This is a genomic window from Delftia lacustris (assembly GCF_040267515.1).
Classification (GTDB): Bacteria; Pseudomonadota; Gammaproteobacteria; order Burkholderiales; family Burkholderiaceae_C; genus Comamonas; species Comamonas tsuruhatensis.
The window spans coordinates 2,828,059-2,843,638 of record NZ_CP141274.1 but is presented as its reverse complement, the minus strand read 5'-3'; the positions used below and the strand labels follow the sequence as shown (position 1 = coordinate 2,843,638).

The window sequence follows — 15,580 nt, the reverse complement described above, 5'->3', positions numbered from 1 at the left end:
GTTGCCAGCAATTCAGGAATCATGAATCTGTAGTTTGTCAGATTCAACTGGCCTGCATGCGGCAGGCGCTGCACCATGCGCTCCACACCCAATCGGAGCAACCCATGACCTCTCTTGTTTTCATCGATGGCGACCAAGGCACCACCGGCCTGCAGGTGCGCGAATGGCTGGCGGATCGGACCGACCTGCGCCTGCTGCAACTGCCGGCCGACCAGCGCAAAAGCACGGCGCACCGCGCCGAGGCGCTCAACGACTGCGACATCGCCTTGCTGTGCCTGCCGGACGAGGCTGCGCGCGAGGCCGTGGCGCTGGTGCGCCGGCCCGGCGTGCGCGTGATTGATGCGAGTTCTGCGCATCGCACCGCGCCGGGCTGGGTCTATGGCCTGCCGGAACTGGAGGCAGGCCAGGCTGAACGCATCGCCCATGCCCGGCGCGTCAGCAATCCCGGCTGCTATCCGACAGGTGCGCTGGCGCTGCTCAGGCCCTTGATCGACGCGGGCCTGCTGCCGCCCGACTACCCGCTGGCCATTCACGCGGTATCGGGCTATTCGGGACGGGGCCGCGCAGGGCTGCTGGACCATGAGGGCGCTGCCGCCGCCACTGCCGTGCCCCTGCAGGTCTATGGCCTGGGTCTGCACCACAAGCACGTGCCCGAGATACAGCAGCATGCCGGCCTGGCCCATGCGCCGGTGTTCGTGCCGGCCTATGGCCACTACCGGCAAGGCATCGTGCTGACCATCGCCCTGCATCTGCGGCTGCTTCCCGCTGGCGTGACTGCCCGCAGCCTGCACGCTGCGCTGCAGGCGCGGTACCAGGACCAGCCGTGCATCGAGCTGCAACCCCTGGTGGCAGATGCCGACGCGCAGCGGCTCGATCCGCGTGCGCTCAATGGCAGCAACCGGATGCGGCTGGCGGTGTTCGGACAGCCGCAGGAAGAGCAGGTGCTGCTGACCGCCGTGTTCGACAACCTGGGCAAGGGCGCCGCCGGCGCGGCGGTGCAGAACCTTGATCTGATGCTCGGGCTGCAGCCGATGCTGCAGCCAGGATGCGATGAATCCCTGAGCCTGGTGTGAGCGTGGAGTGAGTGCGGTGTGAGCTGCCGGCCTGGGGAAGACGGGGCAAGATCCGGGCAATCCTGCTTCAAGCCTCGACGCCACAGGCCACCGACAGATAGCTTTTCATGCGCGCGCTGGCCCGCTCCGGGTCGGCCAGCGCACCGCAGGCATCGGCCAGCTCGAACACCTTGGCAAAGTGCACGGCCCCGCGTGCAGACTGCATTGCGCCGGCCATGGAGAAGTGCTTCTGGTGGCCATTGAGCCAGGCCAGGAACACGATGCCTGCCTTGTAGTGCCGCGTGGGCGCGCAAAAAATCTCGCGCGACAGCGCCACCGTGGGATCCAGCAGTTCCCGGAAGCGTCCGCTGCGGCCCTGGGCCAGTTCGGCCAGCGCCACGGCCGCCACCGGGGCGATGGGGTCGAAGATGCCCAGCAGGCCGTGGGAGTGGCCGCCCTCACCGGCTGCCGTCCCATCGCCGGCCATGAGTTCGGAGTAGTGGAAATCGTCACCCGTGTACATCTTCACGCCCGCAGGCAGCCTGCGGCGCAGCGCCCTCTCCCATTGCGCATCGAGCAGCGATACCTTGATGCCTTCGACCTTGGGCGCCTTCGCTGCGATCAGCGCGGCGACGGTATCAAGGGCCTGCACCAGGTCCGTACTGCCCCAGTAGCCGCGCAGCGCAGGGTCGAACATCTCGCCCAGCCAGTGCAGCACCACGGGCTGGTCGGCAGCGTCCAGCAGCCGGTCATAGAGTTGCAGATAGTCCTGCGGGCCGCGCGCGGCCTGGACCAGGGCGCGGCTGGCCATGAGGACCACGGGGCAGCCTTCGGCCTGCACCACGTCCATCTGCTCGCGGTAGGCCCGCTCGACCTGTGCCAGCGTGACCCCGGGTTGCGCCGCCAGCTGGTCGGTGCCCGCGCCGCAGGCCAGCTGGCCGCCCACTGCCCGCGCATGGCGCGCGCTGCGCTGGATGAGTTCGCGTGCCGATGGCCAGTCCAGGCCCATGCCGCGCTGGGCCGTGTCCATGGCTTCGGCGACCTTGAAGCCCAGGCGGTACAGATGCTCGCGGAAGGCCAGCGTCGCCTCCCAATCGATGGCAGGCGGGCCATCCCAGGGATGCGTGGCGGCCAACGGGTCGATCACCACATGGGCCGCTGCGTAGACGCTGCGGTTGAAGGCAGGGGCCGGGCCCGCGGGAGCGATGGGATTGGCTTTCATGGCCAGTGGCACGAGACGGCCGTCGCTTCGGGGAAGGAGGATCTGCATGGGGGTCTCCTGCCTCAAGCCCGTCGGCCGAGGATGTGGTCGGCAGCCTTCTCGGCCACCATGATGGTGGGAGCGTTGGTGTTGCACGAGGGGATGAAGGGCATCACGGACGCATCGGCCACGCGCAGCCCCTCCATGCCGATGAGCTGCAGTTGCGGCGTCACCACGCTTTCCGGGTCGTGCTCGGGGCCCATGCGGCAGGTGCCCACGGGATGGTGGTCGGTCTTGGCATGGGCGCAGGCGTAGTCAGACAGCTCGGCATCGCTGTCCCGATGTCCGCCCGGCAATACCTCGCCGTGCACGTAGCGCCGCAGCGCTGGCTGGCCCAGCAGCTTGCGCGCAAGGCGCAGGCCCTTGATGGACATGGCCCGGTCATGGGGGTCTGCCCAGTAGTTGGGATCGATCAAGGGCGCCGACGCCGGGTCTGCATCCGCGAGCCGGACCGTGCCGCGCGAGCGGGGGCGTAGGTAGGCCGTGTTCAGCGTCACGCCCGCGTTCTCCAGCCCGGTCATTCCGGCTTCTATGCCCGAGCCCAGCCCCAGATGGAACTGGATGTCGGGCGAGCGCGCGAGCGCATCGGGGTCGGCATACCAGAAGCCCCCGGTCTCGAAGAGGCTGGAGGCGGCCGGCCCTTTCTTGAGCAGCAGGTACTGCAGGCCCGCCCAGGCCGCGTGCCAGGGGCGCTGGTATTTGTCGTAGGTGTGGTCGCCCGTGCATTCGGCGATCACGAACAGGTCCAGGTGGTCCTGCAGGTTGGAGCCGACACCAGGGAGGTCATGCACAGGCGCCAGCCCCACGCTGCGCAGATGGTCGGCAGGGCCTATGCCGGAGTGCATCAGCAGCCTGGGCGAGCCTATGGCGCCCGAGCAGACGATGACTTCGCGGCTGGCGTGCACGCTGAAAGGCGTGCGGCTGGTGCCCGAGACCGCCTCCACGCCAACCGCGCGCCGGCCCTGCACCAGCACGCGCAGCGCCTGGGTCTGCAGCTGGATGGTCAGATTGGGGCGGCGCATGCGCACCGGATCGATGAAGCCCGTGGCGGCCGACGCACGGCGCGCATTCCACTGCGTGAGCTGGTAGTAGCCCAGGCCCTGCTGCGCGGCGCCGTTGAAGTCGGGGTTGAAGGGCATGCCCATTTCCTGGCCGGCCTGGAAGAAGGCCTCGCAGATGGGCAGCGGGCTGACGGGGCAGGACACGCCCAGCGGGCCGCCGTAGCCGTGGTACTCGTTGGCAAAGCGCTGGTTGTTCTCCGACCGCTTGAAGTACGGCAGCACGTCGCGCCAGGACCAGCCCGTGGCACCGCCCAGGCGCTCCCAGTCGTCATAGTCTGCCGGCACGCCGCGCGTGTACAGCTGGGCGTTGATGGTCGAGCCGCCACCGATGACCTTGGCCTGCGTGTAGCGCAGCACGCGCTGGTTCAGATGCCGCTGCGGCACGGTCTGCCATCCCCAGGAGCCCCGGCCCCGGGTCATGCGCGCAAAGCCCGCAGGCCAGTGGTACAGAAGATGCGAGTCCCAGCCCCCGGCCTCCAGCAGCAGCACGCGCACCGAGGGGTCGGCGCTCAGCCGGTTGGCCAGCACGCAGCCGGCCGAGCCCGCGCCCGTGATGATGTAGTCATAGCTGTCCATGGTCATCCTCCTCACAGCCGCGCGATGGAGAGCGCGCCATCCACATGCAGCACCGACCCCGTCGCAAACGCCAGCCTGCCGCTGGCCAGCGCGCTGGCGGCCTGCGCCACGTCCTCGGGCCGGCCCCAGCGGCCCATGGGCACAAGGCCCGCAGCGATCAGACCGTCGTACCGATCGGCAGCGCCCGCCGTCATGGCCGTGCGGACGATGCCGGGGCGCAGCTCGAACACGCCAATGCCGTGCGCCGCCAGGCGCAGCGCGAACAGGCGCGTCAGCATGCCCAGGCCGGCCTTGGACAGGCAGTACTCGCCGCGCTCCACCGACGCCATCTCGCCGCTGACCGAGGACACGGTGACGATGGACCGCGCAGCGCCCGAAGGCGCAGCCAGCATGCGCTGCGCCACGGCCTGCGTGAAAAAGAAGCTGCCGCGCAGGTTGGTGGCCATCACCCGGTCGAAGTCCTCGGCGCGGATGTCCAGCAGATCGCCGCGGCGCGGCGAGCCCATGCCTGCGTTGTTGACCAGGCAGGACGGCACACCGCCCCAGGCGCAGACCGCATCGAGCACACGAGCGTGGTCGTGCACGTCGGCCAGGTCGCCGCGCACATGCAGCGCACGCGCGCCGCAGGCCTGGATCTGCGCGACGCTGGCGCCGTCACTGGCACCATCGTCCTGCAGCGTGGTGATGGCCACGTCAAAGCCGTCGTGCGCCAGTTGCAGCGCAATGGCGGCGCCTATGCCCTGGCTGCCGCCGGTGACCAGGGCCACGGGGCGCCGTGCCGTCGATTGCGGATTCATGGCAGCAGCTCCTGAAGGTGGTGACGCAGGTGACTGCCCACGCGCAGGGCCTGGGCAGCCACGGTCAGCGCGGGGTTGACTGCGGCCGAGGACGGGAAGAATCCCGCATCGACCACATACAGGTTGTCCAGCTCCCAGGCCTTGCACTGCGGGTCCAGCGCCGAGGTGGCCGGATCACTCCCAAGGCGCACCGTTCCGCACTGGTGCGACACCACCTCGGTGCCGAAGCCGCGCGACAGCACCAGCGGGTAGCCGGTGCCGCGCAGTATCTGGGCGCAGCGCGCCACCCAACGCTGGTGGGCGCGCAGGTTGGTGCGGTGCCAGTGCAGGTCGATGGCTCCGTCTGCGCGCAGCGTGACGCGGCTGCTGGGGTGGGGCAGGTCCTCGCTTTGCGCGTACCAGTCCACGCTGCGCTCGGCCAGCGCGCTGCGCAGCCACCTCGGGGTGCCCGGCAGGGCGGCACGCAGCATGGGCTCGCGGATCTTTCCCAGCAGTTGCAGGCTGCCCAGCGGCGGGCCACCCGCGCCGTCGCCAAAATAGAAGTCGTGCAGCGCCAGCGTCTTGGGAAAGCGCGTGCGGTTGCGCCTGAACGGGTGCCATGCCATCAGGGCCGTGGTGTTGTGCGTCATGTAGTGGCGGCCCACCACGTCGCTGCCATTGGCCAGGCCGCGCGGATGCCACGCATTGGCCGAGCGCAGCAGCAGGGCCGCCGAGTTGATGGCGCCGGCACTGAGCACGAACAGCCCCGCCGTGATGCGGCGCGCCACGCCGCGGTCCACCACCTCCGCCGCGACGACGCGCCGCCCGCCCGCATCGGTGAGCAGGCGCTGAACGCGCACGCCGGTGTGCAGCCGCACATTGCGGTGCGCCAGCGCAGGCCGCAGCAGGCAGGTTTCGGCATCGCCCTTGGCCCCCACCATGCAGGGCACGGCGTCGCAATTGGCGCAGCGCCGGCAGTGTCCGCCCGGTCCCAGGTCGATGGCGCAGGGCATGGGAAACGGCCGCAGGCCCTGGGCACGCAAGCGCTGCTCGATGCGCGAAAGCAGCGGCTCGTGCGGCACCGGGGGATGGGCATAGGCCGTGCTGCGCGGCGGCTCCGTGGGGTCGGCGCCGCCCTGGCCGCGCACGCCGAACAGCTGCTCGGCCAGGGCATACCAGGGTTCGAGATCGGCATAGCGCAGCGGCCAGGCGGGCGAGATGCCCTCCTCATGCTCCACCGCCTCGAAATCGCGCTGCCGAAAGCGCAGCATGGCCGTGCCGTAGAACTTGGTGTGCCCGCCCACGAAATAGAACATGCCGGGCCGAAACGCCCGCCCGCTGGCGTACCAGACCTCGTCGGTCTGGTAGCGTCTTTCGGCGAAGACGGCCTCGATGTCCCAGTTCTGCGCCTCGCGCGGCAGCACCGGGCCGCGCTCCAGCACCCATACGCTCGCACCGCTGTCCGCCAGTTGCAGGGCCACGGCCGAGCCGCCCACGCCCGAGCCGATGATGAGCACATCGCAGTCCAGCCCGTTGTGCGCCATGGCGGTCATGCGATCAGCGCCTGCGTGGCGGCATCGAAGCAGACCAGCCGAGACAGGTCGATCAGCAGGCGTGCCCTGTCCCCGGCGCGCAACGGCGCATCGGGCGGCAGCCGCGCGGTGAACGCATGGCTACCGAGCTTCAGCAGGGCCAGCGTGTCCGATCCGGTGGGCTCCAGCAGTTCGACGCGGGCCTCGGCCAGGCCCTGGCCGGGGGCGGCCGGCACGCCTTCGGGCGCCAGGCCCACGGCCTCGGCACGTATGCCGGCAATGACTTCGCGGCCCGCATGGCCCTGCAGCGCGGTGGCCAGCGGCTGCGGCAGGGACAGGGACTGGCCGCCGATATCGAGGAAGGGACCGCCCTGCCCCTCACCCGCCCACTCACCCACGCGCGCAGGCAGCAGGTTCATGCGCGGCGACCCCATGAAGCCCGCCACAAAGGTGTTGGCCGGCCGGTTGTAGACCTGCTGCGGCGTGCCCAGCTGCTGCAGCACCCCGCCCTTCATGACGGCGATGCGCGTGGCCAGGGTCATGGCCTCGATCTGGTCGTGCGTGACATAGATGATGGTGGCGCCCAGGCGCTGATGCAGCTTCTTGATCTCGGCGCGCATGTCCACGCGCAGCTGGGCATCGAGGTTGGACAGCGGCTCGTCGAACAGGTAGAGCTGCGGCTCGCGCGCCAGCGCCCGCCCTATGGCAACGCGCTGGCGCTGGCCGCCCGACAGCTGGCGCGGCTTGCGCCCCAGCAGGTGCTCTATCTGCAGCAGCCTGGACACCTCCTGCACCCGCGCAAGGCGCCGCGACTTGTCCACCTTGCGCATCTCCAGCGGAAAGCCGATGTTGCCCGCCACGGTCATGTTGGGGTACAGCGCATAGGACTGGAACACCATGGAGATGTCGCGCTCGGCCGGCGCCGCGTGGGTGATGTCGCGGCCGCCCAGCGCCAGGCGGCCGCCGCTGGGCGGCTCCAGGCCCGCGATGATGTTCATCAGCGTGCTCTTGCCACAGCCCGACGGGCCGACGAGGACCAGGAATTCGCCCTCCTGCACGGCAATGCTGATGTCCTGCAGGATGCTGGCCGCGCCGAAGCGCTTGTGGATGCGGTCGAGATCAAGGAATGCCATGGAATGCCTCACTGCAAGATGCTGGGCATCAGCCTTTGACGGCGCCGGCCATCAGCCCGCGCACGAAGAACCGGCCCGACACCAGGTACACGGCCAGCGTCGGCAAGGCCGCAATGAACGCCCCCGCGAAGTGGACGTTGTATTCCTTGACGCCGGTGCTGCTGTTGACCAGGTTGTTCAGCGCCACGGTCAGCGGGTAGGAGCTGAAATCGCTGAACGAGGCGCCGAACAGGAACTCGTTCCAGATGCTGGTGAACTGCCATATCGCGGCCACCACGACGATGGGCAGGCTGTTGGGCAGCAGCACGCGCCACAGCAGCCCGAAGAACCCCGCGCCATCCATGCGCGCCGAGCGCACCAGCTCGGCCGGGAAGGCCGCGTAGTAGTTGCGAAAGAACAGCGTGGTGAAGCCTATGCCGTACACCGTGTTGACGAAGACCAGGCCCTTGAGGCTGCCCGCCAGGCCCAGCGCCCCCAGCATCTTGGCCATGGGGATCAGCACGATCTGGAATGGAATGAAGACCGACAGCAAGATGGCGCCGAACAGCAGGTCCGCCCCCCGGAAACGGAACTGGGTCAGGATGCAGCCGTTGAGCGCGCCCAGGGCCGTGGACAGCAGCACGGATGGCACGGCCACCAGGAAGGAATTGAGGAAGAACGGCCGCAGCCCCGTGGCCTGCACGCCGATCTGCGCCGTGCTCCAGGCGCTGCGCCAGGGCGCCAGCGTCCACTGGCCGGGCAGCGCCAGCAGGTGGCCGCTGCGGATCTCGTCGAGCGGCTTGAACGAATTGGCCAGCATCACATAGACCGGCAGCAGGAAGACCGCCGCCAGCAGGACCAGCGCCGCATACAGCAGCACGCGCCAGGGCTGAAGCCGCCGTGTCACGGACCAGGGTGTGCGCAGCTCAGTCATGGCGACCTCCTGCGCTGCGCATGGCGCCCCAGAGATAGGGCAGGACGATGGCGCCCACGGCCAGCAGCATCAGCACCGAGCTGGCCGCACCCACGGCCATCTCGTTGCGGGTGAACGAGTACTGGTACATGAACACCGAGGGCAGCCAGGTCGAGCGGCCGGGCCCGCCATTGGTCAGCGCAATCACCAGGTCATAGGACTTGATGGCCATGTGCGCCAGGATCACGAAGGCCGATACGAAAACCGGCCCCAATTGCGGCAGGACGATGCGCCAGTAGACCTGCCAGGTGCGCGCGCCATCGAGCCGCGCCGCATGGATCTGCTCGGAGTCCACCCCGCGCAGGCCCGCCAGGAACAGGGCCATGGCAAAGCCGCTGGTCTGCCACACGGCGGCGATGACCACGCAGTAGATGGCCATGTCGCCGTCCTTGATCCAGCCGAACGCAAAACCCTGCCAGCCCAGCAGGTGCATGGATTTTTCCAGGCCCACGCCGGGGTCGAGCAGCCATTTCCACGCCGTTCCCGTGACGATGAAGGACAGGGCCATGGGGTACAGGAAGATGGAGCGCAGCACGGCCTCGGCGCGGATCTTCTGGTCGATCAGGATGGCCAGTACCAGGCCCAGCGCCATGGCAATGGCGATGTAGAGGCTGGCGAACACCGCGAGGTTGTTCGCCGAGATCTTCCAGTTCTCCAGCCCCAGCAGCCGCGTGTAGGCAGCGGTGCCGGCCCATTCATGGCGCGGCAGCAGGGTCGATGCCGTGAACGACAGATAGACCGTGAACAGAATGCATCCGTACACGCACACCAGCGTGAGCAGCACGCTGGGGCTGAGAAGCAGCCTGGGGAGCCAGCCGGCCTTCATGGCAGGGTCCTCCATCAGTCGGCCAGGGCCGAGGCCAGCTCGGCCACGGCCCTGGCATCATCGATCTGGCCGTTGAAGTGGCGCGTGACCACGTCATAGATGGCGTTCTTGACCGATGCAGCCGTCGCATGGCCCAGCGCAATGGAGCCCAGCATGCTGCGCCGGCCATCGGCCTCGGCCACGTCGCGGATGGCCTTTTTGCCGCATTCGTCGAAGGCCGTATCCGCCACGTCCAGGCGCGCAGGCGCCGCACCCTTGACGACATTGAACGCCGACTGAAAGGCCGGCTCCATGATGGCGGCCGCCAGCTTGCGCTGAGCGGCCGCCTTGCCCGCGTCGGACAGCCTGAACATCACGAACTGGTCGGAACTGAAGGCCACCATGCCCTGGGTGCCCGGGAAGCGGTAGCAGGCAAAGTCCTTGCCGGGCTGCTTGCCGGCGTTGAGGAACTCGCCCTTGGCCCAGTCGCCCATGATCTGGAAGCCCGCCTTGCCGGCGATGACCATGCCCGAGGCCACGTTCCAGTCGCGCCCTGAAAAATCCTTGTCCACCAGGCTGCGGATCTGCGCCATGCGCTGGAATACCTTGCGCGTGGTCGCCGACCGGATGGTGGCCGGCTCGCGCTCGATGAAGGCCTTGCGGTAGTAGTCGGCGCCGCCCGTGGACAGGGCCACGCTGTCGAACACGATGGCCTCCTGCCAGGGCTGGCCGCCATGGGCGATGGCGATGAAGCCGGCCTGGCGCACCTTACGCGCCGCCGCGATGAATTCGTCAAAGCTCGCTGGCTCGGCCGTCACGCCCGCCTGGGCCAGCACCTGCCGGTTGGCCCACAGCCAGTTGGTCGAATGGATGTTGACCGGCGCCGCGATCCAGCGGCCCTGGTAGCGCGAGAATTTCTGCACCTCCTGCGGCACGCTCTTGTCCCAGCCCTCGCGCGCGGCCAGGGCATCCAGGTCGGCGACCACGCCCTGGCCGCCCCAGTCCAGGATGTCGAAGCCCAGCATCTGCACCGCCGTGGGCGGGTTGCCCGAGGTCACGCGGGCGCGCACCGCCGTCATGGCCGCCTCGCCGCCGCCACCGGCCACGGGCATGTCGTTCCAGCGCACGCCCTGCTTTTCCAGCCCGCTCTTGAGCAGGTTCAGCGCGGCGGCCTCGCCGCCAGCGGTCCACCAGTGCAGGACCTCGACGCTCTGCCCGGCCATGGCGGCCGGCGGTGTGGCAAGGGCCATGGCCAGCGCCATGGCAGTCAGTGGCCGTTTCATGCCGTGTCTCCTTCGTGGATGGGCAGATACCAGTGGCTGCGCGCCCCCAGGTGCATGTGCAGGGTCTTGGCCTGGGTGTAGTCCTCGGCGGCACGGCGGCCCAGCTCGCGGCCCAGGCCGCTTTGGCGGTAGCCGCCGAAAGGCAGCTCGGCATGGCCTTCGAGGAAGGTATTGACCCAGACCGTGCCGGCCTTGATGCGCCGCGCCGCCGCCAGGCAGGTGCTGAAGTCACGGCTCCAGACGGCGGCCGACAGGCCGTAGAGCGTGGCGTTGGCCAGGTCGATGGCATCGTCCAGGTCCTCGAAGACCAGCACCGCGAGCACGGGCCCGAAGACCTCCTGCCTGGCAATGGCCATGTCCGGCGTCACGCCGGCCAGCACCGTGGGCTCCACATACAGGCCCGGGCGCGCCATGCGGCCGCCGCCCAGCACCACGCGGGCGCCGGCCTGGCGCGCGGCCTCGATGTGGGTGAGGATGGCGTCCAGCTGGCGCTGCGTGGTGATGGCGCCCACCTGCACGCCCTGGTCCAGCGGATCGCCCACGCGCACCTGCCGAGCGCGCTCGGCCACGGCGGCCACGAAGCGCTCGGCGATGGCCGCCTGCACCAGCACGCGGCTGCCGCTGTTGCAGCACTGGCCGGCGTTGAAGTGCATGCCCAGCACCGTGGCATCGACGGCCGCCTCGAAGTCGCAGTCGGCAAAGACGATCTGGGGGTTCTTGCCGCCCAGCTCCAGGGACAGCTTCTTGAGGGTCTGCGCCGATGCTGCGGCCACCTTCCGGCCTGTTTCCGTGGAGCCTGTGAAGGACAGCATGTCGATGTCCGGGTGCGCGGCCAGGACCTCTCCGACAGCGCCACCGCCGCCTGGCAGGATGTTGACGGCACCGGGCGGCAGGCCGGCGTTCATGAGGATCTCGCCCAGCATCAGCGTGGTGGCCGATGTTTCCTCGGCCGGCTTGACCACGGCCGTGCAGCCGGCGGCCAGCGCAAAGGGCAGCTTCTGGCTGACGATGAGCAGGGGAAAGTTCCAGGGCGTGACGATGCCGACCACGCCCAGCGGCTCGCGCAGCACCACACCCAGCGTCTGCTCGCCCAGCGTGTCATAGCTGTCGCCATGCAGGTTGCGCGCCAGTGCGGCGGCGTAGTGCCACAGGTCGGCCGCCGCGCCCACCTCGTCCAGCGACTGGGCCAGCGGCTTGCCGGTCTCCAGCGTCTCCATACGCGCCAATTCCTGCCTGCGGTCCAGCAGGCATTCGGCCACGGCACGCAGCACGCTGGCGCGCTGCGCACCCTTCATGCGGGGCCAGGGCCCGTGGTCCGCAGCGCGGCGTGCTGCGGCAATGGCTCGCGCGGCATCGGCCCGCCCGGCCCGCGCATGGATGCTGGCCACGGTGCCGTGGGCCGGGGAGCGGCGTTCCAGCGTCGCGCCGTCGGCCGCATCGGCCCAGGCGCCATCGATGAGCAGCCGGCCATGGAACGGGGGCCTGTGGATGAGGCCGGCCATGGCCCCTGCATTCACTGCAGTTGCATGGGCTGGAGGCGGGTTCGCGGCAGTCATGGTGGCGGTCTCCTTGGGGGGTTCAGGGGGCAAGGGCGGGACGGCGAATCGGCAGGTCGGCAGGTCGGCAGGTCGGCAGGTCGGCGCAGATTCAGCGGCCCAGGTAGCGCGGCACGCGCTTTTCCTTGAAGCTGCGCAGGCCTTCGGCTGCATCGGCCGTGCTCGCGGCCAGGGCTGCGGCCATGGCTTCCAGTGCGGCGGGTGCGTCTTCGCCGGCGGCGGCATTGATCAGTTGCTTGGCCAGCTGCAGTGCCACGGGCGCCTGGCCTGCCATGTCGTGGGCCAACGCAGCAGCGCGCAGGCCCAGTTCGCTGGCCGGCACCCGTTCATGCACCAGCCCGCAGGCCAGCGCCTGATCGGCGGACAGCCGCACGCCGCCCAGGGCCAGGTACTTCGCGTGGCCGGGGCCGATCAGCCGCACCAGCCGCTGCGAGCCGGACCAGCCGGGACAGGTGGCGATCGATGCCTCTGGCAGCGCGAACTGCGCCGTATCGACGGCGATGCGCACATCGCTGGTGATGGCCAGCTCCAGCCCGCCGCCGAACGCATGGCCGTTGAGCGCCGCAATCACGGGCTGGCGCAGCCGCGCCCACCGGTCGAACACCTGGTGGCCGCGGCGCACCCACTGCCGCCACATGTCCAGCGGCTGCAGCGCGGCCCAGGCATGGATGTCGGCGCCCGCGCAAAAGGCCCTGTCGCCACGGCCGGTCAGCACCACGGCACGGATGGCGCCATCGGCCTCGATCTCGCGCGCAATGTGCTCCAGTGCGTCAAGCATGCAGGGGGTCAGCGCGTTCAGCCGTGCGGGCCGGTCTATCGTGACCTGGGCCACGGGGCCCTGGCGCACCAGTTGAACCAGGGTCTCAGCCACGGCGGACCTCCCGGGCCTGCAGGGCCAGGCCAAAGGGCGCATCGTGGAACAGGCGCTCATCCATACGCCGCAGGTCGGGCGCCACCTGCAGCGCCATGCCGGCCTGCTCCAGCACATCGCGCTGCAGGTCCACGCCGGGCGCGATCTCGCGCACGACCAGTCCCTGGTCTTCGAGGTCGATGACGCAGCGCTCGGTCACATAGCGCACCCGCTGCCCGCGCTGGCGCCCGACCAGGCCGCTGAAGCTGATGTGCTCGGCCGTGCCGACGAACTTGCGCGTGCCGCCCTCCTCGAGGATGTCCAGCCGCCCGTCGCCCACGCGCAGCCTGGCGCCGGCCGTGAAAAGTCCGCAGAAGACGATGCGCCGCGCATGGGCCGTGATATCCACAAAGCCGCCGCAGCCGGCCGTCAGATAGGGCCTGGCCCCCAGCCGCGAGACATTGACGCTGCCATCGCCATCCACCTGCAGGAAGGACAGCAGCGTCACATCGAAGCCCCCACCCTGGAAATAGGTGAACTGCTGGGGCGAGGCCACGATGGCATCGGCATTGGCCGCGCAGCCAAAGGCAAAGCCCAGCAGCGGCATGCCGCCGACGGCGCCCTGCTCTATCACCCAGGTCACCTCGCCATGCAGGCCCTCCTCGAGCAGGATGCGCGGCACATTGGCCGCAATGCCAAAGCCCAGGTTGGCGGCATGCCCGTGCGCCAGTTCCATGGCGGCGCGGCGCGCAATCACCTTCTCGGGCCCCCAGGCCTGGGGCTCGAAGCCGGACAGCGGTTGCGCAACCTCTCCGCTGATGGCCGGGTCGTACACCGTCTGCGTGGTCTGCCACTGATCGGCATCGACCACCACATGGTCCACCAGATGGCAGGGGACGTGGACATCGTGCGGCCTCAGGTGGCCGGCCCTGACGATGCGCTTGACCTGGGCGATGACGATGCCGCCGTTGTTGCGTGCGGCCATGGCCTGCTCCAGCGCGCCCAGCAGCGCGCCTTCGTGCTCATAGCCCAGGTTGCCGCGCTCATCGGCCGTGGTGGCGCGCAGGACGGTCACGTCGGGCGCCACAGCGGGAAAGAACAGCCAGTCGCGCCCGTCGAAATGCTGCAGGCGCACTACCGGATGGCGGTTGGCCGGCTCGTTCATCGCGCAGCCCTGCTGTGCGGGATCGACAAAGGTGCCCATGCCCGCCTGGGTCAGCACGCCCGGGCGCCGCGCAGCCGCCTCGCGGTGCATGTCGAACAGGATGCCGCTGGGGATGTTGTAGGCCTGGATCTGGTTGTCCACCACCATGCGCCAGATCGCAGGCATGGGCAGCGAGGACGGGCCGCTGGGATATGAGCCGGCCAGGACACGCGACAGCAGCCCGGGCCGGGCCAGATGGTCCATTCCCTTGATGCCGTACATATCGCCGGCCGCAATCGGGTGCAGCGTGGTCAGGTTGCGCGGAGCACCCTCGCGTTCGAAGCGCTCGCCAATGGCGGCCAGCACCTTGTCGGGGCAGCCCAGCCCGCTGGACGAGCTCACGCTGACGATGTCGCCGTCGCGCAGCAAGGCTGCAGCCTGTGCGGCGGTGATGTGCTTGCTCATGCGGCTGCCCCCCGTTCCCGTGCAAGGGGATTGGCTATGGGCACGGCCCGGCCCGTGCGGCAGGCCTGGGCCATGGCCACCGCCGCCGCCAGCGAGCGCGCGCCATCCTCGCCGGTGGCGGCAGGCAGGCCTTCGCCACGCAGCGCGGCGCAGAACGCGGCCACCCCATGCGCGTAGAGACCGTGGTGCTCCACGGCAATGGCCTGCTCGCCGGCCCCATTGCGCAGCAGCACCTCGCCGCCCGGCCGCTGCGTCATCACATCGCGCCCGATGAGCGAGCCCGAGGTGCCATGGATCTCGATGCCGGTTCCCGCATGCGCCACGGTGAATGCCGCATGCAGTTGCGCCAGCACGCCGTTGTCCAGCCGCAGCACGGCCATCACGCCGTCCGCCACGCCGTTGCGGGACAGCGGTCCTTGCTGCTCCAGCGCCACCGCCTCCACCGGCTCAGCCCCCAGGATGAAGCGCAGCGCATCCACGTCGTGCACGCCGATGTCGAGGATCACGCCACCGGCCTCGGGCCGCTCCAGCCGCCAGCCCTGCACAGAGGGCGGCAGTTCGATGGCGTGGAAGATGCGCGCAAACAGCGGCTGGCCCACGGCGCCATCGCGCACCAGCTCGCGCATCCTGCGGTGCGTTGCCGCGTTGCGCAGGTGGTGGTTGGTGCCCAGCACCACGCCTGCGGCCCGGCATGCCCTCACCATGTCCAGCGCCTGCTGCACGGTCAGCGCCAATGGCTTCTCGCACAGGACATGCTTGCCGGCCGCTGCCGCAGCAAGGACCTGGGCGTGGCGCAATTCGTTGTCGGAGCTGACGTAGACCACCTGGACTGACGGGTCGGCCAGCAGGGCGGGCACCGAGTCGTAGGCGCGGGCAATGCCCTGCTCGGCAGCAAACTGCGCCGCGCGCTTTGCACTGCGGCTGGCGACCGCCGCCACCGTGTGCCCGCGCTGCGCGCGGATGGCACCGATCATGTGATCGGCAGCAATGGTGCTGGCCCCTATCAATCCCCAACCGACCTCGCTCATGGTCTCCCTCCCTGTATTGATGATTTCTATTGGAACGTTCTAATTGATTATTGGAACGTTCCAAAAGAAGATCAAGCACAATCGCGCCGACCCAGGGAAAACACCG

General features: G+C 69.4%; 13 protein-coding genes. 1 reads left to right on the top strand and 12 read right to left on the bottom strand.

All coding sequences use genetic code 11. The features are described from left to right. Window positions 1–104 precede the first annotated feature (104 nt). Window positions 105–1,073, top strand: a complete 969-nt coding sequence (gene argC / locus U6958_RS14340) for an N-acetyl-gamma-glutamyl-phosphate reductase (RefSeq protein ID WP_074922962.1) — start codon at window positions 105–107, stop codon at window positions 1,071–1,073. A gap of 67 nt (window positions 1,074–1,140) precedes the next feature. Here argC and U6958_RS14335 read toward each other — a convergent pair whose 3' ends face one another. The 12 genes from U6958_RS14335 to U6958_RS14280 form a co-directional block, all read right to left on the bottom strand. Further along, window positions 1,141–2,322, bottom strand: coding sequence for a dihydrodipicolinate synthase family protein (locus tag U6958_RS14335; protein ID WP_074922945.1), 1,182 nt, complete (start codon window positions 2,320–2,322; stop codon window positions 1,141–1,143). A gap of 14 nt (window positions 2,323–2,336) precedes the next feature. Continuing rightward, a complete protein-coding gene (locus U6958_RS14330) occupies window positions 2,337–3,950 on the bottom strand; it encodes a GMC family oxidoreductase (RefSeq protein WP_074922961.1) in 1,614 nt (537 codons plus the stop codon). Window positions 3,951–3,961: 11 nt separating this feature from the next. Continuing rightward, the gene (locus U6958_RS14325; RefSeq protein WP_046239201.1) at window positions 3,962–4,747 is read right to left on the bottom strand and encodes a 3-ketoacyl-ACP reductase; all 786 of its coding nucleotides are present in this window, start codon (window positions 4,745–4,747) and stop codon (window positions 3,962–3,964) included. Further along, window positions 4,744–6,279, bottom strand: a complete 1,536-nt coding sequence (locus U6958_RS14320; RefSeq protein WP_074922944.1) for a GMC family oxidoreductase — start codon at window positions 6,277–6,279, stop codon at window positions 4,744–4,746. The genes U6958_RS14325 and U6958_RS14320 overlap by 4 nt, the downstream gene beginning before the upstream one ends. Next, window positions 6,276–7,391 (bottom strand): ABC transporter ATP-binding protein, encoded by a 1,116-nt coding sequence (locus U6958_RS14315; RefSeq protein WP_074922943.1) that lies wholly within the window; start codon window positions 7,389–7,391, stop codon window positions 6,276–6,278. The genes U6958_RS14320 and U6958_RS14315 overlap by 4 nt, the downstream gene beginning before the upstream one ends. A 28-nt stretch (window positions 7,392–7,419) precedes the next feature. Beyond that, window positions 7,420–8,304 carry a carbohydrate ABC transporter permease gene (locus U6958_RS14310; protein ID WP_016446302.1) on the bottom strand — a complete coding sequence of 295 codons (885 nt, stop codon included), beginning with the start codon at window positions 8,302–8,304 and terminating at the stop codon, window positions 7,420–7,422. Further along, window positions 8,297–9,169: a carbohydrate ABC transporter permease gene (locus U6958_RS14305; RefSeq protein WP_082001472.1), complete on the bottom strand. Its 873-nt coding sequence runs from the start codon at window positions 9,167–9,169 to the stop codon at window positions 8,297–8,299. The genes U6958_RS14310 and U6958_RS14305 overlap by 8 nt, the downstream gene beginning before the upstream one ends. Before the next feature lie 14 nt (window positions 9,170–9,183). Beyond that, window positions 9,184–10,431 carry an ABC transporter substrate-binding protein gene (locus U6958_RS14300; protein ID WP_074922942.1) on the bottom strand — a complete coding sequence of 416 codons (1,248 nt, stop codon included), beginning with the start codon at window positions 10,429–10,431 and terminating at the stop codon, window positions 9,184–9,186. Then, complete coding sequence (locus tag U6958_RS14295; protein WP_074922941.1) at window positions 10,428–11,987, bottom strand: aldehyde dehydrogenase family protein; 1,560 nt, start codon at window positions 11,985–11,987, stop codon at window positions 10,428–10,430. The genes U6958_RS14300 and U6958_RS14295 overlap by 4 nt, the downstream gene beginning before the upstream one ends. A 91-nt stretch (window positions 11,988–12,078) precedes the next feature. Continuing rightward, complete coding sequence (locus U6958_RS14290; RefSeq protein WP_074922940.1) at window positions 12,079–12,858, bottom strand: enoyl-CoA hydratase/isomerase family protein; 780 nt, start codon at window positions 12,856–12,858, stop codon at window positions 12,079–12,081. After that, window positions 12,851–14,446 (bottom strand): acyl CoA:acetate/3-ketoacid CoA transferase, encoded by a 1,596-nt coding sequence (locus U6958_RS14285; protein WP_074922939.1) that lies wholly within the window; start codon window positions 14,444–14,446, stop codon window positions 12,851–12,853. Before U6958_RS14285 ends, U6958_RS14290 begins: the two co-directional genes overlap by 8 nt. After that, the gene (locus U6958_RS14280; protein ID WP_074922938.1) at window positions 14,443–15,474 is read right to left on the bottom strand and encodes a Gfo/Idh/MocA family protein; all 1,032 of its coding nucleotides are present in this window, start codon (window positions 15,472–15,474) and stop codon (window positions 14,443–14,445) included. The genes U6958_RS14285 and U6958_RS14280 overlap by 4 nt, the downstream gene beginning before the upstream one ends. Window positions 15,475–15,580: the final 106 nt, after the last annotated feature.

Excerpts from the sequence above, each read along its gene's own strand:
- U6958_RS14310 (WP_016446302.1), bottom strand. The coding sequence starts at position 8,304 with ATGACTGAGCTGCGCACACCCTGGTCCGTGACACGGCGGCTTCAGCCC.
- U6958_RS14300 (WP_074922942.1), bottom strand. The coding sequence starts at position 10,431 with ATGAAACGGCCACTGACTGCCATGGCGCTGGCCATGGCCCTTGCCACA.
- U6958_RS14305 (WP_082001472.1), bottom strand. The coding sequence starts at position 9,169 with ATGAAGGCCGGCTGGCTCCCCAGGCTGCTTCTCAGCCCCAGCGTGCTG.
- argC (WP_074922962.1), top strand. The coding sequence starts at position 105 with ATGACCTCTCTTGTTTTCATCGATGGCGACCAAGGCACCACCGGCCTG.
- U6958_RS14320 (WP_074922944.1), bottom strand. The coding sequence starts at position 6,279 with ATGACCGCCATGGCGCACAACGGGCTGGACTGCGATGTGCTCATCATC.
- U6958_RS14315 (WP_074922943.1), bottom strand. The coding sequence starts at position 7,391 with ATGGCATTCCTTGATCTCGACCGCATCCACAAGCGCTTCGGCGCGGCC.
- U6958_RS14330 (WP_074922961.1), bottom strand. The coding sequence starts at position 3,950 with ATGGACAGCTATGACTACATCATCACGGGCGCGGGCTCGGCCGGCTGC.
- U6958_RS14295 (WP_074922941.1), bottom strand. The coding sequence starts at position 11,987 with ATGACTGCCGCGAACCCGCCTCCAGCCCATGCAACTGCAGTGAATGCA.
- U6958_RS14280 (WP_074922938.1), bottom strand. The coding sequence starts at position 15,474 with ATGAGCGAGGTCGGTTGGGGATTGATAGGGGCCAGCACCATTGCTGCC.
- U6958_RS14335 (WP_074922945.1), bottom strand. The coding sequence starts at position 2,322 with ATGCAGATCCTCCTTCCCCGAAGCGACGGCCGTCTCGTGCCACTGGCC.
- U6958_RS14325 (WP_046239201.1), bottom strand. The coding sequence starts at position 4,747 with ATGAATCCGCAATCGACGGCACGGCGCCCCGTGGCCCTGGTCACCGGC.
- U6958_RS14285 (WP_074922939.1), bottom strand. The coding sequence starts at position 14,446 with ATGAGCAAGCACATCACCGCCGCACAGGCTGCAGCCTTGCTGCGCGAC.